Source organism: Brenneria roseae subsp. roseae (assembly GCF_003115845.1).
Lineage (GTDB): Bacteria > Pseudomonadota > Gammaproteobacteria > Enterobacterales > Enterobacteriaceae > Brenneria > Brenneria roseae.
The window spans coordinates 360,418-382,781 of sequence record NZ_KZ819022.1 but is presented as its reverse complement, the minus strand read 5'-3'; the positions used below and the strand labels follow the sequence as shown (position 1 = coordinate 382,781).

The 22,364-nt window shown below is 52.6% G+C and carries 18 protein-coding genes; 3 read left to right on the top strand and 15 right to left on the bottom strand.

Annotated features, from left to right (window positions below; all coding sequences use genetic code 11):
* Positions 1–7 precede the first annotated feature (7 nt).
* The 6 genes from DDT52_RS01780 to DDT52_RS01755 form a co-directional block, all read right to left on the bottom strand.
* Positions 8–502: a HyaD/HybD family hydrogenase maturation endopeptidase gene (locus tag DDT52_RS01780; RefSeq protein WP_136154832.1), complete on the bottom strand. Its 495-nt coding sequence runs from the start codon at positions 500–502 to the stop codon at positions 8–10.
* Complete coding sequence (hybC, locus tag DDT52_RS01775; RefSeq protein ID WP_136154831.1) at positions 502–2,208, bottom strand: hydrogenase 2 large subunit; 1,707 nt, start codon at positions 2,206–2,208, stop codon at positions 502–504. The genes DDT52_RS01780 and hybC overlap by 1 nt, the downstream gene beginning before the upstream one ends.
* Entirely contained in the window at positions 2,186–3,385 is a 1,200-nt protein-coding gene (gene hybB / locus DDT52_RS01770) for a Ni/Fe-hydrogenase cytochrome b subunit (protein WP_136154830.1), read from the bottom strand. Before hybB ends, hybC begins: the two co-directional genes overlap by 23 nt.
* On the bottom strand, positions 3,372–4,409 hold the full coding sequence (gene hybA / locus DDT52_RS01765; protein WP_136154829.1) for a hydrogenase 2 operon protein HybA: 1,038 nt from the start codon (positions 4,407–4,409) through the stop codon (positions 3,372–3,374). Before hybA ends, hybB begins: the two co-directional genes overlap by 14 nt.
* A gap of 3 nt (positions 4,410–4,412) precedes the next feature.
* Complete coding sequence (gene hybO / locus DDT52_RS01760; RefSeq protein WP_136154828.1) at positions 4,413–5,552, bottom strand: hydrogenase 2 small subunit; 1,140 nt, start codon at positions 5,550–5,552, stop codon at positions 4,413–4,415.
* 813 nt (positions 5,553–6,365) lie between these two features.
* Positions 6,366–7,958: an ABC-F family ATPase gene (locus tag DDT52_RS01755; RefSeq protein WP_136154827.1), complete on the bottom strand. Its 1,593-nt coding sequence runs from the start codon at positions 7,956–7,958 to the stop codon at positions 6,366–6,368.
* A 116-nt stretch (positions 7,959–8,074) separates the two neighbouring features.
* Between DDT52_RS01755 and DDT52_RS01750 the strand changes: the two genes are divergently transcribed.
* From DDT52_RS01750 to treC, 3 genes are all read left to right on the top strand, one after another.
* On the top strand, positions 8,075–8,956 hold the full coding sequence (locus DDT52_RS01750; RefSeq protein WP_136154826.1) for a PhzF family phenazine biosynthesis protein: 882 nt from the start codon (positions 8,075–8,077) through the stop codon (positions 8,954–8,956).
* 45 nt (positions 8,957–9,001) lie between these two features.
* Entirely contained in the window at positions 9,002–9,532 is a 531-nt protein-coding gene (locus DDT52_RS01745) for a GNAT family N-acetyltransferase (protein WP_136154825.1), read from the top strand.
* A gap of 292 nt (positions 9,533–9,824) precedes the next feature.
* A complete protein-coding gene (treC, locus tag DDT52_RS01740) occupies positions 9,825–11,516 on the top strand; it encodes an alpha,alpha-phosphotrehalase (protein WP_136154824.1) in 1,692 nt (563 codons plus the stop codon).
* A 165-nt stretch (positions 11,517–11,681) separates the two neighbouring features.
* Here the strand turns inward: treC and elaB are convergent, their stop codons facing one another.
* The 9 genes from elaB to nuoG all read right to left on the bottom strand — a co-directional run bounded on the left by elaB (position 11,682) and on the right by nuoG (position 22,242).
* The gene (gene elaB / locus DDT52_RS01735; RefSeq protein ID WP_109055658.1) at positions 11,682–11,993 is read right to left on the bottom strand and encodes a stress response protein ElaB; all 312 of its coding nucleotides are present in this window, start codon (positions 11,991–11,993) and stop codon (positions 11,682–11,684) included.
* 179 nt (positions 11,994–12,172) lie between these two features.
* Positions 12,173–13,630, bottom strand: a complete 1,458-nt coding sequence (gene nuoN, locus DDT52_RS01730) for an NADH-quinone oxidoreductase subunit NuoN (protein ID WP_136154823.1) — start codon at positions 13,628–13,630, stop codon at positions 12,173–12,175.
* Between the two features lie 6 nt (positions 13,631–13,636).
* The gene (nuoM, locus tag DDT52_RS01725) at positions 13,637–15,172 is read right to left on the bottom strand and encodes an NADH-quinone oxidoreductase subunit M (RefSeq protein ID WP_136154822.1); all 1,536 of its coding nucleotides are present in this window, start codon (positions 15,170–15,172) and stop codon (positions 13,637–13,639) included.
* A 99-nt stretch (positions 15,173–15,271) separates the two neighbouring features.
* On the bottom strand, positions 15,272–17,119 hold the full coding sequence (gene nuoL, locus DDT52_RS01720; protein ID WP_136154821.1) for an NADH-quinone oxidoreductase subunit L: 1,848 nt from the start codon (positions 17,117–17,119) through the stop codon (positions 15,272–15,274).
* Positions 17,116–17,418, bottom strand: coding sequence for an NADH-quinone oxidoreductase subunit NuoK (gene nuoK / locus DDT52_RS01715; protein WP_109055654.1), 303 nt, complete (start codon positions 17,416–17,418; stop codon positions 17,116–17,118). Before nuoK ends, nuoL begins: the two co-directional genes overlap by 4 nt.
* Positions 17,415–17,975, bottom strand: a complete 561-nt coding sequence (gene nuoJ, locus DDT52_RS01710) for an NADH-quinone oxidoreductase subunit J (protein ID WP_109055653.1) — start codon at positions 17,973–17,975, stop codon at positions 17,415–17,417. Before nuoJ ends, nuoK begins: the two co-directional genes overlap by 4 nt.
* Positions 17,976–17,984: 9 nt before the next feature.
* Positions 17,985–18,527 carry an NADH-quinone oxidoreductase subunit NuoI gene (nuoI, locus tag DDT52_RS01705; RefSeq protein ID WP_136154820.1) on the bottom strand — a complete coding sequence of 181 codons (543 nt, stop codon included), beginning with the start codon at positions 18,525–18,527 and terminating at the stop codon, positions 17,985–17,987.
* A gap of 14 nt (positions 18,528–18,541) precedes the next feature.
* Positions 18,542–19,519, bottom strand: a complete 978-nt coding sequence (gene nuoH, locus DDT52_RS01700; RefSeq protein ID WP_136154819.1) for an NADH-quinone oxidoreductase subunit NuoH — start codon at positions 19,517–19,519, stop codon at positions 18,542–18,544.
* Positions 19,516–22,242, bottom strand: a complete 2,727-nt coding sequence (gene nuoG, locus DDT52_RS01695; protein ID WP_136154818.1) for an NADH-quinone oxidoreductase subunit NuoG — start codon at positions 22,240–22,242, stop codon at positions 19,516–19,518. The genes nuoH and nuoG overlap by 4 nt, the downstream gene beginning before the upstream one ends.
* Positions 22,243–22,364 lie beyond the last annotated feature (122 nt).

Below are 22,364 nucleotides of genomic sequence, written 5' to 3'. Positions count from 1 at the left end.
AGATGCACTATTCACTACAAACCTCGCATCGTTCACTTACCGTAATGCCGCTTTGCTGCAATACGGCAACAACGTGTCGTAAAGCAGGCTCAAGCGCCTGCTGTACCGTTTCCGTCAGACCGATATGCACATCCAGTGAAGCGGGTTCGACGCCAATCAGCGTCAGCTTTTGCGGAAATTCATCCGTCAATTGCAACGCCATCAGCACATCGGATAAACCCAACTGGTGCGGGGAAATCTTGCGGGTAAACAGCGCCGGCACTTCACCGTCACGCAGTATCGTCACCGTCCCCGGCGCCTGCCCTGTCAGTACCGCGTCAGCCACGATCAGATGATCGCGGTTGGCCATTGCTTCCATAAGCTCCAGCCCGCATGTACCGCCGTCCACGATGTCTATTTGCGGTGAAAACGTATAGCGCTGTTCCAACGCTTCAACGATACGCACCCCAACCGCCTCATCGCTTAAAAGCAGATTACCGACGCCCAACACCAGTATGTTCATCACAGCACCTTCACCCGGGTCACTTCGCTGCCATCTACCGTATCCACAATATGCACCGCACAGGACATGCATGGATCAAACGAGTGGATGGTTCGCACCACTTCCAGCGGTTTATGCGGATCGGCTATCGGTGTGCCAACCAGCGACTGTTCATAAGGCCCCGGCGTGCCTTCGAAGTTGCGCGGACCAGATGTCCAGGTTGATGGAACCACGGCCTGATAGTTGGTGATCTTACCGTTTTTGAATACGATCCAGTGCGACAGCATCCCGCGCGGCATTTCCCCGAACCCTACGCCGCGGAATTCAGTATCCGGCGATAAATCAGGTTTGATAAACGTCTGGTGATCGCCTTTACCAATATTGGTGACCAGCGCCTGCCATTGCTGAGCCAGCGTATCCTTCAGCACGCAGCAGTGCACCGTTCGACCGATCACGCGGCCCAGAGTGGAATGCAGATGTTTCACTTCCAGCGTCTGTCCCGTCAGTGTCTGGTATGCCGCCGCAACCTGCGCATAATGCGTTTCGGTATCCTGGTGTTTGGCGGCCAGACTGCACAACAGCCACGCCAGCGGCCCCACTTCGACCGTCTTGCCGTAAAAGGTCGGCGCTTTTACCCAGGAATATTTGCCATCTTCCTGCCAACCGGTGTATTGCGGACGCGTCAACCCTTCCCACGGCGCCAGCGGTTCATCGTCCTGATACCAGGCGTGTTTGCCACTTTCTTTGATACCCTCGATCAGGAAGCTGTCACTGTGACTGGTAATCGGGTGATATTGCGCAAAATCGCCATTCTCCAGATAACCGCCTGCCAACAGGAAGCTGCCGCCCTGATTATCGGTCGGTAATTCTGGCACGCTAAGGTAATGATCGGCGCCTTTACCCAAATGCAGCCAGTCCGGGTAGTGCGCGGCAATCACCGCGCAGTCCACTTTGTAGACCTGCTCAATAAAGTCGCTTAACCGATCGATGAACGACTTCACATACATCAGGCGTTCAAGGTTCAGGACGCTGGGCGCATCCAGGTTGATCGGGTTAGCCACGCCGCCTACCGCCAGATTCTGGATATGCGGCGTTTTGCCGCCGAGGATCGCCACAATCCGGTTAGCGTCACGCTGACATTCCAGCGCTTGCAGATAGTGTGCGACCGCAATCAGATTCACTTCCGGTGACAGCGCCATCGCCGGGTGCCCCCAGTAGCCGTTGGCAAAAATGCCCAGTTGACCGCTGGCGACCAGATCTTTCAGCTTTTGCTGTACTTTGGTGAATTCGGCGGTACTGTTCAACGGCCAGTTGGACAACCCTTTCAGCAACGCTTCCGCTTTTTCCGGGGAGGCGTTAAGCGCCGAGGTCACATCAACCCAGTCAAGCGCGGAGAGCTGATAGAAATGGACAATGTGGTCGTGGATGCTATGCGCCGCCAGAATCAGGTTACGAATGTATTGGGCATTGACCGGCACATTCAGCTTCAGGGCATTTTCGACCGCACGCACCGAAGCAATGGCGTGCACCGTGGTACAGACGCCGCAGATACGTTGCACAATCATCCACGCATCGCGCGGGTCCTGACCTTTGACAATTTCCTCCATACCGCGCCACATCGTGCCGGATGACCAGGCCTTGGTGACTTTCCCCTGTTCAATTTCGCAGTCAATGCGCAGGTGTCCCTCGATACGGGTAATAGGATCAATGGTGATGCGTTGGCTCATGCTTTACCTCGGCCTGATAATTCTTATGAACGCCTTCCAGCGCAGGAAGTACCGGCAACAGCCGGATTAACAAGATGTATGCGCAGACTTCAATCGCGACAAAACCGATGGAGATCAGAACTTCAGATGCAGCGGGGAAGTAGTGATAGCCACCTCCGGGGTTGAAAGCCAGCAGGGAATAACTCAGTCGCCATAAGGCTGCCCCGAACAACATGCTCAGCGCGCCCACAAACAGCAGACGGGAATCATGGCGGTAACGTTTGAAACGGAACATAACCAGCGGGAAAAACATCAGCGCGGCTTCACACCAGAACGTCATCGCAAAACGATCGCCCCTGAAGAGATAACCCACTTTGTCGTGCCAGATAATTTCGCCAAAGCGCAACACGATAAACAGCAGCAGTAAGACCTGAATGATTTGCGTCAAACGGGCGAACAGGTGTTTTTCATTCGGCCCACGGCCTTTCAACCCGGCCTGTACCAGCGAACCTTCAAACATCACGATCGAGAAGCCCATGATGAAGGCCGTCAGTAGCGATAGCAGCGGCAATAATTCATAGCTTTGCCATAGCGGATGGACTTTATAACCGGCGGAAATCATCAGCGATCCCATGGATGACTGATGCATGGTCGGCAACAATGCCCCCAACGCAATGATAAAGAACATCACTTTGTTCAAACGCTTGAGAGTAATCTTCCATCCCATGCGCTCGCATATGACGGGGGCAAACTCCAGCGCCATCACACCGATATAAATCATCATGCAGACAGCCGTTTCAAACAGCACGGATGACGTATTAAAAAAGCCCGGGATAAAGAAATAGGGAATATTCCAGTAACGCCCGACGTCAATGGTGATCGACAGTCCCCCCAGTGAATAACCGAACAGACTGGCTAACAGCGCCGGACGAACCAGCGGATGGTATTCGCCGCGATTAAACACATAGACCGCCCAGGCCAACGCCCAGCCGCCGCAGGCAAAACCGGTGCCCACCAGCAGGTCGAACGCAATCCAGATCCCCCACGGATAGCCGCCATTGAGCGCCGCGACATCGCCGATGCCAAACACCAGACGTTTTACGATCAACATCGCGCACAGAATGACCAACGGCGCCAACAACATCACCGGCCAGCTGACCAGACGTCCGCCCAATGGGCTCGTTTTATGCGCCGTCATGATTGTTCTCCTGTTTCTTGTCGGCATCCGTATGAGGGTCATCGTGATCCAACCGGTCGGCCCGGGTGTTGCGATGCACCAGAACGGATAGCCCGGCCAGAACCGCCAGCGGCAACACCATGCCTTTGTAGAGCGTATGCTGGATATGTTCGGAGCGCGCGCCGGTAGACAGTTCGGCCAGTTCCGGCAGATCGAGGTTCTGGTAAGGCACGCCCGCCAGCACCAGTACCTGCGTACCGCCGGCTTCTTTTTCCCCGTAAACATGCTGATCGTATTTCGGCACGGTGTGAAGGTAGGTATCCTTTTTCGCCAGGGTCTGACGCGGATAGTGGTACTCCTCTCCCGCCTGCAACGATAAACGATGTTTCGCCTCGGATAGCAGCTCTTCACGCGTGCCGAAAATCACCGCCCCCGTCGGGCAGACATCCACACAGCCCGGCAGGCCGCCCTTGTCCAAGCGTTCCAGGCCCGGCTGATTACACAGTTCGCATTTGTGCAGCTTGCCGAATGGATTTTCGTAGTCGTACTTGGGGATATTGAAAGGACAAGCCACCATGCAGTAACGGCAGCCGGTACAGATGCTGGCGTCATAGTGCACCACGCCGGTTTTGGCATCTTTCTTCAATGCGGAAACCGGACATACCGACACACAGTTAGGATCAACGCAGTGCATACACTGTTTCTTGATGTAGGCGTAGCCGTTGTCGACCTGATCCTTGTTTGTCCCGTCGCCCGAACTCCACACCTGAATGATATTATTGGTGTAAGGACTCAACTTGTCGTTGTTAGACCAGGTCGCCGAACCGCCAGCATAGATCTTGCTGTCGGGATTATAGGCCGATTGGTTGACCTGCTGACATTCCGACACACAGGCCTGACAGCCGACACACAGCGTTGAGTCATACAGCATGCCTAACGCGCCGGGGATCGGCGGTTTATTTTCAGCGGCAGCGTGTCCTGCCAAAGGCGTACCGGCCAGTAACGCACCGGCAGAAGCCAGTTTGAAAAAATTGCGTCTGTTCACGGCTTAACCCTCCCGGGATGCGTTTCCGCCGTCTTGCTGGCTTTGACTCTGCTTTTGCTGACGTCCCAACTCACGCAAGGTCATTAGACTAACGCCCCCCACCACACCGAGAACGCCGCCAATCAACCCGACGGCCGTCGCAGACATCTGCCCGCCTTCCGGACTATGGATTGCCGGTTTTTCTACCCGCGGCGTCGGATTTTCTACGTTGGCCAGTTGGAAAATACCTTTGGTAAATCCGATACCCTTCTCGTTACAGCCATAGCAAGGATGCCCGATACCCACAGGCCAGATACCGCCGCCGACATCGCAAAACTCCAGCGTTGGGCAGTTGCCATAAGTTTCCGGCCCTTTGCAGCCCAGATGGTAGAGACACCACCCTTGACGATGGCCTTCATCACCGAACTCTTTCGCAAAACGTCCGGCGTCAAAATGTGGACGACGCTCGCAGTTTTCATGAATCAAACGACCGTAGGCAAAAGTCGGCCGTCCCTCCGCATCCAGTGCAGGCGGGCGTTGGTAGGTGATGATGTGTGCAACGGTGGCGAGGAAGTTATGTGGATTAGGAGGACAGCCCGGAATATTAATGACGGTTTTTCCGGGGAGCACATCCTGCAAACTGACGGCTCCCGTCGGGTTGCTTCCCGCTGCCGGTACGCCTCCCCAGGCAGAACAGGAGCCGATGGCGATAATCGCCGCGGCGTGTTCCGCCGTTTCACGAATATGCTCCACAATCGGCTTGCCCGCCACCATGCAATAAATACCGCCATCTTTCATCGGTATCGATCCATCAACGACCAGAACAAATTTCCCTTTATATTGCTCAATGGCACGGTGCTTGTTTTCTTCCGCCTGCTCACCGAAAGCGGCAGAAAGCACTTCGTGATATTCCAGCGAGATGGTGTTTAATAGCAGGTTCTCAATGGTTGGGTGGGTCGCCCGTAACAGGCTTTCTGTACACCCGGTGCATTCCTGTGCGCCGATCCAGATAACCGGTGGACGCTGTGGAGAGCTGACTGACTGGGCAATTTCTGCCACAGCAGAGTCCGCCAGCCCCATTGACGCGGCGAGTGCTGCACATAACTTCATAAAATCACGACGATTCACACCGTGATGGGAAAGCATTAAATTTTCCCCACTCATTTTTTATTATTCTCCTGTAACCTGAACGGAGCCTACCCAGTAAATTCCGAGTTACCTCTGCCTGGAGCAGATTTGAACGCTGCCTGCATCAGCCCTAAAGGGGCGAGGCCCACGGATGGACTGGTAATACAGCCAATGCACCAGCAACCTGAAAGATGATGGGTATAACACACAGTATGTGTGGGGATATGGTAATGACTAAATTAAGTTAACAGACTTGATCTTCATCAATCGCTGGGACAATAGATTTCTTATTTCTGTTATAACTGTGACTTTATACGCAACGAATCTATTTAAAGAAAAGCGGGGATAGTTTAAATGAGAAATAATCGCAATAACGGCAATATATTATTGAAACCTCGATTATTCGTGAGCTAAATCGATTAACCACCGGACGTAATCACCTTATTTAATGATGGTAACTAGCTGAAATAAAATAATATAAAGTCACAAAGACATTAGCCTTGTTTATTTATTTTTCAACACATAAAAAAATAATTTTTTGCTCACACAACTCATAATCAAAATAATTACTTTAAATTTTTTAGTTAAAAAACCACCCTTACGCCAAATTTTTTTGAATCACAGGCAAATGCAATGTTTTATCTTGCAATATTTAGGGGAAATAAACACAGGCCATATTCACGTTTCCCGTCAGGGATAAAATTACGCTTATATCACGTCAATTGGCATTCGCCGGAAGCACGTTTAAACACGGCGGCAAGGGAAGACAGGAAAACGCCCGCCATAAAAAAGGCAGCAACGGCTTCGGCCATATGCTGCCCTGAGCAGGAAATTACGCGCGAAAGCCGGTTACTGAATGCCCTGGCTACGCAGGTAATCTTCATAATTTCCCGTAAAGTCGATCACTTTATTCGGCGTGATTTCCAGAATACGGGTGGCCAGCGAGCTGACGAATTCACGATCGTGAGAGACAAACAGCAGCGTCCCTTCGTACATTTCCAGCGCCATGTTCAGAGATTCAATCGACTCCATATCCAGGTGGTTGGTCGGTTCATCCATCACCAGAATATTCGGACGCTGCATCATCAGTTTGCCAAACAGCATACGGCCTTTCTCACCGCCGGACAGCACTTTCACTTTCTTCTTGATATCATCCTGGCTGAACAATAAGCGCCCCAAAATGCTGCGAACGGCCTGCTCGTCATCCTTTTCTTGTTTCCACTGGCTCATCCAGTCAAATACGGTCAGAGTGTCGTCGAATTCATATTCATGATCCTGCGCGTAATAACCGATTTTAGCGTTTTCAGACCATTTAACGGTGCCGCTATCCGGCGGCATATCACCAACCAGCGTTTTCAACAGCGTCGATTTACCGATACCGTTAGTCCCCAGAATCGCGACTTTTTCACCCACTTCCACCATCAGGTTCAGTTTGCTGAACAGCGGACCATTATCAAAACCTTTCGCCAGCGCTTCCACTTCCAGCGCATTACGGAACAGTTTCTTATCCTGTTCAAAGCGAATAAACGGGTTCTGACGACTGGAGGCCTTCACCTCTTCCAACTGGATTTTATCAATCTGGCGAGCGCGAGACGTCGCCTGTTTAGATTTGGACGCGTTGGCGCTAAAACGGCTGACGAACGATTGCAGTTCGGAAATCTGGGCTTTCTTCTTGGCGTTATCCGCCAGCAGACGTTCACGCGCCTGCGTCGCCGCCGTCATGTATTCATCATAGTTACCGGGATAAATACGCAGTTCGCCATAATCCAGATCCGCCATGTGCGTACAGACCATATTCAGGAAGTGACGGTCATGGGAAATGATGATCATGGTGCTGTTACGCTCGTTCAGCACTTGCTCCAGCCAACGGATCGTATCGATATCCAGGTTGTTGGTCGGTTCGTCCAGCAGCAGAATATCCGGATCGGCAAACAGCGCCTGCGCCAACAGCACACGCAGTTTCCAGCCGGGCGCCACTTCGCTCATCGGGCCGTAATGCTGTTCCACTGGAATACCGACGCCCAGCAGCAGTTCACCGGCACGAGCTTCCGCGCTATACCCATCCATCTCACCGTACTCCACTTCCAGATCGGCAACTTTATAGCCGTCCGCTTCACTCATTTCCGCCAGTGAATAAATACGATCGCGTTCTTCTTTTACCGCCCACAGCTCCACATGGCCCATGATGACGGTATCCAGTACGCTATATTGTTCAAATGCGAACTGATCCTGACGCAATTTACCCAAACGCTCATTGGGATCGAGGAAAACGTTACCGGAACTCGGCGCCAAATCGCCGCCGAGAATTTTCATAAACGTTGATTTACCGCAGCCATTCGCGCCAATCAAACCATAGCGGTTACCGCCGCCAAATTTAACGGAAATGTTTTCAAACAACGGCTTACTGCCGAACTGCATGGTGATATTGTTGGTACTTAACACAGCACTCACTCAAGTTAAAAATGTGATTTGGCGCGCATTATGCCACAAGCGCGCGACAGGATCGCGGTTAGTTTTGAGTAATATTTAAGCGATAGCCACCAAAGGAAGACGAACATATGTTATTGCCGCGCCGTTTTAAACAAGTCGATGTTTTCACCCGGCAGCCTTTCAAAGGGAATCCGCTGGCAGTCATCATGGAAGCTGACGGGTTGAGCGATGAACAAATGCAACGGATCGCCCGCTGGACCAATCTGTCGGAAACCACGTTTTTATTACCGCCTACCGATCCTGTGGCCGATTATCGTGTGCGGATCTTCACCCCGGAGTCCGAGCTGCCGTTTGCCGGTCATCCGACGCTCGGTTCCGCACACGCCCTGCTGGAGTCGGGGCTACAGACTAAAGCGCCGGGTCAGATCGTCCAGCAATGCGGCCTCGGCCTGGTGCCTATCAATATAGGAGATGACGGTATGCTGGCATTTCATGTGCCGCAGGCCGCTATCGTCCCCTTCGATACCGAACTATATCCGCTGTTGGAACGGACGCTCGGCAGCACCAGAATCGATAAACGCTATCCGCCGGCGAACGTTCATATGGGAATACGCTGGTTGGTTATCCGTTTGGACAGCGCCAATACCTGTCTGGATATCACGCCTGACGCACCATCGCTGGCGATGTTACAGCAAACCTGTAAAACGGATGGCATCGCTATCTACGGTCCTCACGATCGCGCCTCTCCGGCGGATTATGAAGTCCGCACTTTTTATATTGAACTGGATACTTTGAAGGAAGATCCGGTCACCGGAAGCGCCAATGCCTGTATCGCTGCGCTACTGCGGCATCAGCATTACCCGGATAATATTACCGAAGATTTGGGTTACAGCGTCCGGCAAGGCATCAGGCGTCAATGTGACGGCCGACTTTTTATCACTTATCTGAACGATGAACCGTGGGTCGGCGGGCACAGCGTGACGATTATCGACGGTACGCTACAAGCGTAATATCACGATGAAAGGAGGACAGAAACATTGATTGGGGAAGTCATGATGAAAACACTGTCTGAGCTGCATTATCCACCGCATTTACATTTGAGCATTCAGGATGAGAGTGATGCTGCTGCCATTTTTGCGCTGATTCAGCAAGAAAAACCGCGCCTGCGCAGAACGCTGCCCTGGCCTGATTCCGTCACCTGCATTGATGACTCACGCAAGACGATCAAAGCCAACCGGGATGCCTTCGCGGCCGGAACGGCGGCGGTATACGTTATCCGCTGGGATGATGCTATCGCCGGTATCGTTTCATTCAATACCCTCCGGCATAAAACGGGGGTAATTGGTTATTGGATTGCCGCAGCATTTGAAGGTAAAGGCATTGTTTCTCTGGCCGTGAGTACCATGATCAAGGCGTATCTTTCTGCCGGAATCATCGAACGCTGCGTCATCAAAGCGTCGGTTGAGAACGAGCGCAGCAATGCGCTGGCGCAACGACTCGGCTTTCGTTTTTATCGGCTAGACAAAAATGCGGAGAGAATAGGCGATTGTGATTTCGACCAGAACATTTATCACTACCCAGCCTGAATAAGGGCTTAAAATCCGCCTCAACGCAGGCGGATATTTACTCTCCCCGCCATACGCTCCCCGGTGGAAAAACACGCCAGACGGGTGATGTAAACTTCCCGTTTAAAAACAGCTCAATGCGCTATGCTTATCTTGTCTCTCTCGCTTTTTTATCCCATTCGATTAGCGATCCAGACGTAAAGGACAGGGTTACAGCCGCAGGACATTGATCGTCTTATTAAACTGGATAGGTTGGCCGCAAGCGGGCAGACATCGAACCGCTTTCATACCTTGACTAAACGAGGAGAGCGTCATGGCTACATCCCTCCCCTGGTGGCAAAACGGTGTGATTTATCAGATCTACCCGAAAAGCTTTCAGGACAGCACAGGCAATGGCATGGGCGATATCAGAGGTATTACCTCGCGGCTTGATTACCTGCGACTTCTGGGCATTGACGCTATCTGGCTTACCCCTGTTTACCTCTCTCCACAGATTGATAACGGCTACGATATCGCCGACTACTGCGTTATCGATCCCGCTTATGGCACGATGGCGGATATGGAAACGCTGATTGCCGAAGCGCATCGGCGCCGTATCCGCATCATAATGGATATGGTTTTTAATCATACCTCGACGCGGCACCGCTGGTTCCAGGCCGCTCAGGATCGTCGCAGTGCTTATCGCCATTTTTATATCTGGCGGGAAGGTAACGGCGAAGATCTGCCGAATAACTGGCGTTCCAAATTCGGTGGCCCGGCCTGGCAATGGCATGCCGAAAGCGAACAGTACTACCTGCATCTTTTTGCCACCGAACAGGCCGATCTCAATTGGGAACATCCGCGGGTACGTGAAGCGTTGAAAAAGGTTTGCGAATTCTGGGCAGATAAGGGAATCGACGGGCTACGACTGGGCGCCATCAATCTGGTTTCCAAACGGCAAGATTTTCCTGACGACGAACACGGTGACGGAAGACGCTTCTATACGGATGGTCCGCGCATTCACCACTATCTGCAAGAATTCAGCCGGGATGTTTTTCAGCCACGCGGACTGATGACCGCGGGAGAAATGTCATCCACCTCACTTGAGCAATGCCGTCGTTACGCGGCATTAGACGGCAGCGAACTTTCCATGACCTTCAATTTCCATCATTTGAAAGTTGATTATCCCAATGGGGAAAAGTGGACTCAGGCACAACCGGATTTTGTTCAGTTGAAACAGGTAATGAATCAGTGGCAACAGGGAATGCACAACCACGCCTGGAATGCGCTTTTCTGGTGTAATCATGACCAGCCCCGCATCGTTTCACGCTTCGGCGATGAGGGAAAATACCGGGTTCATTCCGCCAAAATGCTGGCGATGGTGCTACACGGTATGCAGGGAACGCCTTATATCTATCAGGGAGAAGAAATCGGCATGACCAATCCCGGCTACACAGCATTAAGCCAGTATCGGGACGTGGAAAGCCTGAACATGTTTGCCGAACAAAGCGGCGGCGCGCAGTCGGATGCGCGTCTACTGGCAATCCTCGCGGCCCGCTCGCGGGATAACAGTCGAACGCCAATGCAGTGGGAGGGGGGTGAACAGGCGGGATTTACCACCGGTACTCCGTGGCTGCAACTTTGCAGCAATTATCCGCAGATTAATATCGAACAGGCCCTGGCCGATAAAAATTCGATCTTCTATACCTATCAGCAATTGATCCTTATGCGTAAAGAGCTTCCGCTACTCACCCACGGTGATTATCAGGATCTACTGCCCAATCATCCTTCCCTCTGGTGTTATCAGCGATGCTGGCGTGGTCAGCGACTATTGGTTGTGGCGAATCTTGGGAAAACGCCCCAAAGCTGGCAATCGCCGCCTATTATCAACGCTGACGATCGTCGCTGGCGCTTGCTATTGAGCAACTATGTCGATGCAGCCGACCAACCGGGTACATTGACGCTACGGCCTTTTGAGGCCATTTATTGGGTACAAGGGATGCCCGAACGGGAGGATAAGATTTAAGTGCGGTGAGAAATGATAATAAAAGAAGCAATAGGCATATCGGGATGACTTCGCACTAAAAGCAAACATTCTGTCGAAATGATACCGCTACAGAATGTTTGCTGCATTTAGCCTGCCATGTGTGAAAATCAGTTCAGTTGGGCATTACATATTTTCATCAGACCACTAGCGTTTTGCCAGTAATAACCCCAGAACCAGTCCGATGGTTGCACCAATACCGATACCATGCCATGGCTTGTCGTGTACATAGACGTCAGCTTTATCCGCAACCTGCTTTGCCCGTGCATAGTAACTATCGGTTGCACCAATACGCGCTTTCACCTCCAGCAAGGCTTTCTCTGCTCCCTTTTTCAAATCCAGATAGGCTTTATCGGCCTGATCCCCAGAGTAACGCAGTAACTCATCCAACGTCTCGGACAAAAGTTTTAAGTCATCATCAATACGAATTTCTTCAGGCTGTTGCTTTGCTGCTGCCATAATGTTCTCCCTCTTCTATGAAAAATCATTGTCCGATTAACTATAGACAATTCTGCGCGCCTTCTGCGTCAGATGTGGGCGGATCATTCCTAAAGTGCCCTTTTTCTGCGAATAACGGATAAAAAAAAGCCGCTGATTCTCATCAACGGCTTTTTTATCAATCAGACTGTCGTCTGTGATTACATCATTGGCTGCGCTAATTGCACCAGAGAGATCAGCGGTTGTGGATAGACCCCAAGGAACAGTACGGCGATGGAGGAAATAAGAACCACCACGCCACCTGCGGTCAGCGCCCAGTTGCTTGGCGTATCACGCTGTAGCACTTGCGGCGCGCTCAGATACAGACTGACCATCACGCGCAGATAATAGTAAAGACCGATGGCGCTCCCCAGCACAACAGCGCCGGTTAACCACCATAGTTCGGCATTCACACCGACGGCCAGAACATAGAATTTACCGAAAAAGCCCAGAGTCATCGGAATACCCGCCAGCGACAGCATCATCACCGTCATCACTGCGGACAGAATCGGTTTATGCCAGAACAGGCCGCGATAAGAGAACAGTGAATCAGCATCCGGGCCGCGATACGGGCTGGACATCAGGCTGACCACACCGAACGCGCCCAGGCTACTGAACAGATACCCCACCAGATACACACCCACGGTTTCCAGCGCCATCTGATGGCTTTGCACCGCAATCAGCGCAACCAACAGGTAACCCAGATGCGCAATAGACGAGTACCCCAGCAAACGTTTGATATTGCTCTGCGAGACCGCCATCACGTTGCCAAACAGGATGGAAGCAATGGCAATCAGCCCCAATACCATTCTGATAGAATCACTATCGACCATCGGCGCGTAGAGGAACAAACGCATGACCGCACCAAAAATGGCAATTTTACTGGCAGTAGCCAGAAATGTTGACACGGGGGCAGGCGCGCCCTGGTATACGTCCGGAGTCCACAGTTGGAAGGGAACCAGAGACAGTTTAAAGCCCAGACCCACGATCATCATCCCCAGCCCCGCCAACAGTAGCGGTTCGTGAATCTGCTGATCGCTCAGGCTGCTACCCAGGCTGGCAAAGCTCAGATCGCCGGACTCGGCGTACACCAGCGCCATACCAAACAGCAAGAAAGAAGATGCGGCGGCGGAAAGCAACATGTATTTGATACTGGCTTCCAGCGAGCGTTTCTGACGGAATGCGTAACCAATCAGGCCGAACAGCGGCAGAGATATCAATTCAATACCGATGAACAGCGCAGCAAGATGATTCGCACTCGCCAGCAAAATCCCCCCTAGCGCAGCAATGAGAACCAGTAAATAGAACTCATCACGATTATCCGGATAGCCTTCCAGCCACGGATAAGCAAAGGTGCTGGTTGCCAGACTGGCTAGCAGCACCAGTCCTGTATAAAACATGGAAAAGCCATCAACACGCAGTAACGGCGTCACATCCATTGGCCCTGCCTGGCCGACAAAGTAAAGCGACAGCAGCGCAATATTCAGGCCGATAACCGTCACGGTTGCGTTAACAAAATGGTTGCGTCGCCACGCAATGCACAGCATCACAACCACTACCGTCAATCCGACGATTAACAGCGGCGATAGCGCGATTAGTTGTTGAGGAGTTATTGTCATGGCGAATTACGGCCTTGTTGTTGAAATTATTGAATCTGGAGCAGACGACATGAACCACTGCTGGATATTTGACATCGCGGCACTGGAGGTATCCAGAATCGGTTGCGGGAACACCCCTAACAACACCAGCAATACCACCAACAACATCACGATGGACAATTCACGCATCGACATACTCTGCAACAACCGATCGGATTTCGGCGCGCCATAGTAAGCGCGTTGCATCATGATCAGCGAATACACCGACGCAAATACCAGACCAAATGTTGAAATCACCGTGATCATCGGCACCACCTGGTAGCTGCCGAACAGAATCATGAATTCGCCGACAAAGTTGCCCGTGCCCGGCATCCCCAGCGTGGCCACTGCAAAAAACAGCGACAGCGCGGGCAGATATTTCAGGCGTGCCCACAGGCCCCCCATCTCGCGCATATCGCGGGTGTGCAGACGTTCGTACAGTTGGCCGCACAGAATAAACAGGCCCGCGGCGGACAGACCGTGCGCAATCATTTGAATGACCGCCCCCTGATAGGCCAACTGACTGCCGGAATAAATGGCAATCATCACGAATCCCATGTGGGAAACGGAGGTATAGGCAATCAAGCGCTTGATATCGGTTTGATTAAAGGCCATCCATGCGCCATAGAAAATCCCGATCACGCCAAGCCACATGGCGATAGGCGCGAATTCATGTGAAGCATTCGGGAACAGCGGCAGGCTGAAACGAAGCAGACCATAGGCCGCCGTTTTCAGCAAAATACCCGCAAGGTCGACAGAACCCGCCGTCGGCGCCTGGCTGTGCGCGTCCGGCAACCAGCCATGCAGCGGCACCACCGGCATTTTCACGGCAAAAGCGATGAAGAAGCCGAGCATCAACAGATATTCGACGCCACGGGACATCGGGGTATCGATCAGCTTCTCATAGTTGAATGTCCACTCGCCAGTCGCGTTATAGTGCACAAATACCAGCGCCAGAATCGCAATCAACATCACCAGCCCGCTGGCCTGGGTATAGATGAAAAACTTGGTCGCGGCGGTAATACGGGTTTTACCGTCGGAGCCTTTGTGTCCCCACAGTGCGATCAGGAAATACATCGGCACCAGCATCATCTCCCAGAAGAAGAAGAACAGGAACAAGTCGATAGCGACGAAGACCCCAATGACGGCGCCCAGAATCCATAGCAGATTCAAATGGAAGAAACCCTGATAGCGTTGAATTTCATTCCACGAACAGAGGATCGCCAGAACCCCCAGTAAACCGGTCAACACCACCATCAGTATCGACAGGCCATCCAATGCGAGATGGATATCAATACCAAAACGAGGGATCCATGGAACATTGAACTCGGCCTGCCACTGCGGCAGTCCATTGGGTGTTGCCAGCGAATAGCCACCTTGCAACCACAGTTGCAGAGATAGCGCCAGAGTCAGCCCCATAGCAATCAACGCGATCCAGCGCGGTACTTTCGTACCAAAACGCTCAAGCTGCCAACACAGCAGACCGCCGATAAAGGGGATAAGAATTAGCCAAGGTAGTAGCATGGCGTTTTGTGTCCCTAAATTAAAGAAATCTGAAAACTTTGCCGTGGCAGGGACTCCCCCAGGGAATGCCCCGCCCTTCGCACGTTACCGGGTACCGCCTTAAATCAGCAATAACAAGGCCAGCACCACGACAGCACCCAAACTCATCGAGGCAACGTACCAGCGCACTTGACCATTCTCGCTTACTGTCAGCCCACGGTTTCCCCAGCGGGTAATGAAAGCCGGAATATTCATCAGTAAGTTCAGTGGATCGCGCCGCAACAGCTTCGCAATCGCCAGATAAGGTCTGATAAAGACTTTGTCGTATACCCAGTCAAAGCCCCAGGCATGGAACCACCATGTCGAGAAGAAACGTCCAGGCGCGCTTTTCGCGATACTATCAACAACCTGACGTTTGCCCAGCCACAGCACGGCAGCCAGCAAAATTCCCGCAATGGCAATTACGCCGGAAGCAATTTCCAGAGTCATTACCTGACTATGCTCAAGCTCCGTTGTTTCCGGCAGTACGCCATGCAAAGGAGGAACAATCATCGCACCGATAAAAGTTGACAGCACCATTAACACAATCAGTGGTAAATGATGGGAAATGCCTTTCCCGGCGTGCGCTTGCGTTTTTGCTTCACCGTGGAACACGATGAAGATCATACGGAAGGTGTACAGCGAGGTCATGAAGGCGCCAGCCAATCCCGCCACCATCAGGTTGATATGTCCGTTCGCCCATGCGCCGGCCAGAATTTCATCTTTACTGAAGAAACCCGCCGTCAACAGCGGCAACGCCGACAGCGCCGCACCGCCGACCAGGAAGCAGACATAAACCAACGGGATGGTTTTACGCAGGCCGCCCATTTTGAAAATGTTCTGTTCGTGATGGCAGGCAAGAATTACCGAACCAGAGGAAAGGAACAGTAGCGCTTTGAAGAACGCGTGCGTCATCAGGTGGAAAATGGCCGCATCCCATGCCTGAACGCCAAGCGCCAGAAACATGTAACCAATCTGGCTCATGGTGGAATACGCCAGAACACGTTTGATGTCGGTCTGAACCAGTGCGGCGAATCCTGCCAATACCAGCGTTACCGCACCGATAATACCGACCAGATGCAGAATATCCGGCGCCATCAGGAACAGACCATGCGTACGGGCAATCAGATAGACCCCCGCGGTTACCATGGTTGCGGCGTGGATCAAGGCTGAAACAGGGGTCGGACCGGCCATCGCGTCTGCCAGCCAGGTCTGCAATGGCAACTGCGCTGATTTACCTACCGCGCCGCCGAGAAGCATCAAGGTTGCCCAGGTAATCGCCGGGGAGCCTTCTGCCAACTGTTGCGGAGCCAGAACCATCAGCTCACGGAAGTTCAGCGTACCCAGTTCTTTGTAGAGAATGAACAGGGCGAATGCCAGGAACACGTCACCAACACGGGTGACCACGAACGCTTTCATGGCCGCTGCGCCATTCTTCGGATTGGTATAGTAGAAGCCGATCAGCAGATAACTGCACAGGCCGACTCCTTCCCATCCGAGGTACATCAGCAGCAGGTTATCCGCCAGAACCAACACCACCATGCTCGCAATAAACAGGTTGGTATAGGCAAAAAAGCGCGAATAGCCTTCTTCGCCACGCATATACCAGGAGGCAAACAGGTGGATGAAGAAACCGACGCCGACCACCACGGAAAGCATGGTCACCGACAGACCATCCAGCGTTAACGTCACGCCGATGTCAAAGTTCCCAACCGCCATCCATGTCCACAAATGCTGGTTAAAGAAGGTAACGCCACCGTGCTGTTGGCCCATAAAATCGACCACAACCCAGGCGGTAACCAACGCTGCCAGACCAATCGAGCCAACCCCTACGGTCGCAGAGGTATTCTCTGACCAGCGACCGCGGGAAAAAGCCAGCAACAAAAATCCGAGCAGCGGAAATAATATTGTTAAATAGAGTAAGTTCATCCGCGCATCTCACTGACTGTATCAATATTCAGGGTCTGACGACGACGATACATTTGCAGCAGCAGCGCCAGACCGATACTTGCCTCGGCAGCCGCCAGCGTAATCGCCAGAATGTACATCACCTGCCCGTCCGGCTGTTGCCAGTAACTGCCTGCCACCACAAATGCCAGTGCGGCGGCGTTGATCATGATTTCAAGACTGATCAACATAAACAGCAAGTTACGGCGAATCAGCAATCCGGTCAGCCCCAAAACAAACAGCGTAGCGGCTAAAATCAAGCCATGCTGTAACGGAATCATGCGCGTTCCCCCGTTATTTTTTTCTCAACATCCTGATTCGCGCTTTCTTTGCTGATGACGTCGCCACGCTTGTCTTCACGACCAATATGGAAAGCAACGACCAATCCAGCCAGTAGCAGCATTGAGGCAAGCTCAACCGCTAAAACGTAAGGCCCGAACAGACTAATCCCTACGGATTTCGCGTCCACCATTTCACCGGTGATGTTCTGATCGCTCAGGCTAAGAATCGCCTTCACAATCACCGTCAGCAACACAAGCGACAACAGGCCGGGACCGATCCAGACTCCCGGTTTCAGCCATGCGCGCTCTTGCTCTACCACTGAATTACCGAGGTTAAGCATCATGACGACGAACACGAACAGCACCATGATGGCGCCCGCGTAAACGATGATTTCCAGCGCGCCGGCAAAGTAAGCGCCCAGCGAGAAGAACACACCCGCGATAGCCAGCAGGGAAACGATCAGATATAACAGTGCATGCACTGGGTTGGTATGGGTAATGACGCGTAATGTCGCCAGCACCGCTATCAACCCCGCGATATAAAAAGCGAATTCCATGCTAGCTCCTTAGGGCAATAAGCCTTTGACATCAATGGGTTTGGCTTCGTTTTCGGCTTCGCCTTTATCTTTCCCATCAATTGCCATTCCGGCCATCCGGTAGAAGTTGTATTCCGGATATTTACCCGGCCCCGATATCAGCAGATCTTCTTTTTCATAAACCAGATCCTGGCGTTTGTAATCCCCCATTTCAAAATCTGGCGTCAGTTGAATGGCTGTGGTCGGACAGGCTTCCTCACAGAAACCACAGAAAATGCAACGCGAGAAGTTGATACGGAAAAACTCGGGATACCAGCGTCCATCTTTGGTTTCGGCTTTCTGCAAAGAAATACAGCCAACCGGACAAGCCACCGCGCACAAGTTACAGGCTACACAACGCTCTTCACCATCCGGATCGCGCGTTAACACGATACGGCCACGGTAACGTGGCGGCGGATTAACAGGTTCCTCGGGATACATTTTGGTTTCGCGCTTTCTGAAAGCATTCGATCCCACCATACAGATACTGCGTATCTGGGTGCCGAAACCAACCACTAACTCTTTTAATGTCATGGTTTATTCACCCCTTATTGAGCGTTGTACAAAATGACGGCGGCGGTCGCCAGCAGGTTCAATAACGTTATCGGCAGGCAGACTTTCCAGCCGAAAGCCATCACCTGGTCATAACGCGGACGGGGTAAAGCCGCACGAATCAGAATGAACATCATCATGAAAAATGCCGTTTTTAACGCAAACCAGATAAATGGCGGCAGCAGCGGTCCATGCCAGCCCCCGAAGAACAGGGTGACGATCAGTGCGGAAACCGTCACGATGCCGATATACTCGCCCACAAAGAACAAACCGAATTTCATACCGGAATATTCAATGTGATAACCATCGGCCAGTTCCTGCTCTGCTTCCGGCTGGTCAAACGGATGACGGTGACATACCGCAACGCCTGCAATAGCAAAAGTGATGAAGCCGAAGAATTGCGGGATCACATTCCAGAGATGCGCCTGTGAATCCACAATATCGCGCATGTTGAATGAACCGGCCTGAGCAACCACCCCCATCAGGGACAGCCCAAGGAACACTTCATAACTCAACGTTTGCGCCGACGCACGAACCGCACCCAGCAGTGAGTATTTGTTGTTACTTGACCAGCCGGCGAACAGCACCGCATAAACGGCCAGTCCCGCCATCATCAGGAAAAACAACAGGCCGATGTTCAGGTCAGAAACGCCCCAGGTCGGAGTGACCGGGACTATGGCGAAAGCCAGCAACAGCGAGGTAAATGCGATCATCGGCGCCAGGGTGAAGATGACTTTGTCAGTAAACTTCGGCACCCAGTCTTCTTTGAAGAACATTTTGATCATATCGGCGACAAGCTGCAACGAACCGCCCCAACCTACCCGGTTCGGTCCGTAGCGCCCCTGGAACAATCCCAGCAGCTTACGTTCACCCATACTCATGAATGCCCCGCAGGTCACGACAACCAGCAGGATCACGATCGCTTTTCCGACTGAACTCAGAATCTCGATAATTTCCGGTGTTAACCAACTCATTGTGCTGCCTCCCGCAGATTTTCAACGGTTGCACCCACCAGAACCGGGGCGATTCCCGGGAATCCAAGCGGCAAACCAACCTGTCCCTGACTCAGTTCAGCGCTTAAGCGCAGCGGTAAACGCAGCGTCAGACCATCGCAGGTCAACTCCAGCAAAGCGCCGGCATTGACGCCAAGCTCGGCCGCATCAGCAGGGTTAACCATCACATAGGGTTCCGGCATACGCTGTTGAATAACCGAAGCGCGCTGTGACATCTCTTCACTGCCAAACAGGTGATAATACGGTGCAACCCGCCATTGACCGGCTTCTGCGACAAACGCAGAGGGAATATTGTCGAAATACCCCAGCGTGCCTTCGCCAGCTTCAATAATACGCACGCCCGGATCGCCATGACGCAGATGCCCCCCCACTTCGTCCTGGAATTTGTTCCAGGCCTGCGGTGAGTTCCAGCCCGGAGCCCAGGCGAACGGGACTTGCTGACGGTCGGCGGTCGGACTGTTGTTTCCTTCCATCGAGAAAGCAAACATCGTGTCTTTATCCTGCGGCTGACGCGGTTCATGCACGCTGATATTGGCGCGCATTGCGGTACGCCCGCTGGAGCGGTTCGGCGAACGCGCCAGCTTTTGCCCACGGATGCGGAATGAAGCGTCCGGCGCAGCCTGCTTGATAGCAGACAATTGCGGCAAGGCGCTGACACAGGCATCTATCACATGATCGAGCTGAGTCCAGTCAACCTGACGGCTGTTATAGGTGATAAACAGGGAATGCAGCCAGCGCCAGCTTTCCAGCATGACGACTTTATCGTTGTAGTAGGTTGGATCGTAAACCTGGAAGAAGCGTTGGGCGCGGCCTTCCTGATTGACTAACGTTCCATCGCTTTCAGCAAAACTGGCTGATGAAAGAATGAGGCTGGCTTTATCCATAATCGGGGTGCGCTGATGATCCAGAACCACCAGATTAACCGCCTTTTCCAGTGCGGCGTCGACACGCGCAGCCGAAGCATGGCGATAGAGATCGTTTTCCAGCACGACAACGCTATCCGCATCTCCGCTTTCCAACTGCGCCAGCGCCTCATCCAGCGAACCGCCACCAATCATTGACAGGCCGATGCTGTTTGCGGCGGAAGCGACAAAAGTAATCCCGACATCAGCACCACGATGTTTCAACGCCTGCGCCACGTTTGCGGCGGCCGCGATGATCTCTTCGCTGCCGGAGTTGGTGCCTGAAATAATCAGCGGTTTCTTCGCGCCGGACAAGGCCTGTACGATGATATCGACCTTCTGATCCAACCCCGGCGCCAGATCGGTCACCGCCGGGGCATTTTCGTCCAGAGCATGGGCAATGGCGAACCCCAGCCGGGCCTGATCGGCGACAGGCGCACGATAGTTCCAGGCGGCAATATCATCCAGACGGGTATTATCCACGTTGGTGATAAACAGAGGATGCTTGGCATGCTGGCCGATATTCATGATGGCCGCGATTTGCCAGTCCGCGACTTTCTGCGCGGCGGCCATTTCACGCGCCTTGCCTTTCACCGCCTGACGCACGGCCAGTGCAATACGCGCTCCCGTCTGAGTCAAATCTTCACCCAGTATCAGAACCGCATCATAACTTTCAATCTCACGCAGAGCGGGGGTGCGCACGCCGCTTTCACGCAATACTTTCAGCATGAGTTGCAGGCGATTTTGTTCATCCTGAGCGATACCGGTATAAAAATTCTCGGCGCCAACCAGCTCACGCAAAGCAAAGTTACTTTCGATGCTGGCGCGAGGCGAGCCAATACCGATGGTTTTCTTCGCCTGACGTAAAACATCAGCGGCGCCTTGCAGCGCCTGATCGGCATTCAGCGCGATCCAGTCGTCACCACGACGCTGCAATGGCTGTTGAGGACGATCTTTCAGATTAACGTAGCCATAGCCGAAACGGCCGCGGTCACATAAGAAATAATGGTTTACGCTGCCGTTGAACCGGTTTTCAATTCGGCGCAGCTCGCCATAGCGCTCTCCGGGGCTGGTATTACAACCGATGCTGCACTGTTGGCAGATACTCGGTGCAAACTGCATATCCCATTTACGGTTATAGCGCTCGGAATGCGTTTTGTCGGTAAATACGCCGGTAGGACAGACTTCGACCAGATTACCGGAAAATTCGCTTTCCAACGTACCGTCTTCGGGACGACCGAAATAGACATTGTCATGCGCGCCGTAGACGCCGAGATCTTTGCCATCCGCGTAATCTTTGTAGTAACGCACACAGCGATAGCAAGCGATACAGCGGTTCATTTCATGAGAAATGAAGGGGCCGAGATCCTGATTGCGGTGGGTACGTTTGGTAAAACGATAGCGACGGAAGTTCTGTCCCGTCATCACCGTCATATCCTGTAGATGACAGTTACCGCCTTCCTCACATACCGGACAATCGTGAGGGTGATTGGTCATCAGAAACTCAACTATCGTTTTACGGAATAGCTGCGCTTCTTCGTCCTCAATCGCGATAAACGTTCCCGGTGTGGCAGGTGTCATACATGACATCACCAGACGACCTCGGGTATCCTCCGCGTTCTGGTATTGCTTTACCGCACAAAGGCGGCAGGATCCGACGCTTCCCAGCGCCGGGTGCCAGCAAAAATAAGGAATATCAAGCCCCAGAGACAGACAGGCTTCAAGAAGATTGTCCGCTCCGTTTACTTCATACTCTTTGCCGTCTACATGAATAGTAGCCATAGTCAGCATGCTTCCATAATGGCCCGTGTTGCCACGAGCGCTAATCAAAAATTCTATTATCGGCGTGGCTTATTTGCGCCACCCGGCGGATACATTGACTGCATCTCACACTTATCAGGCCA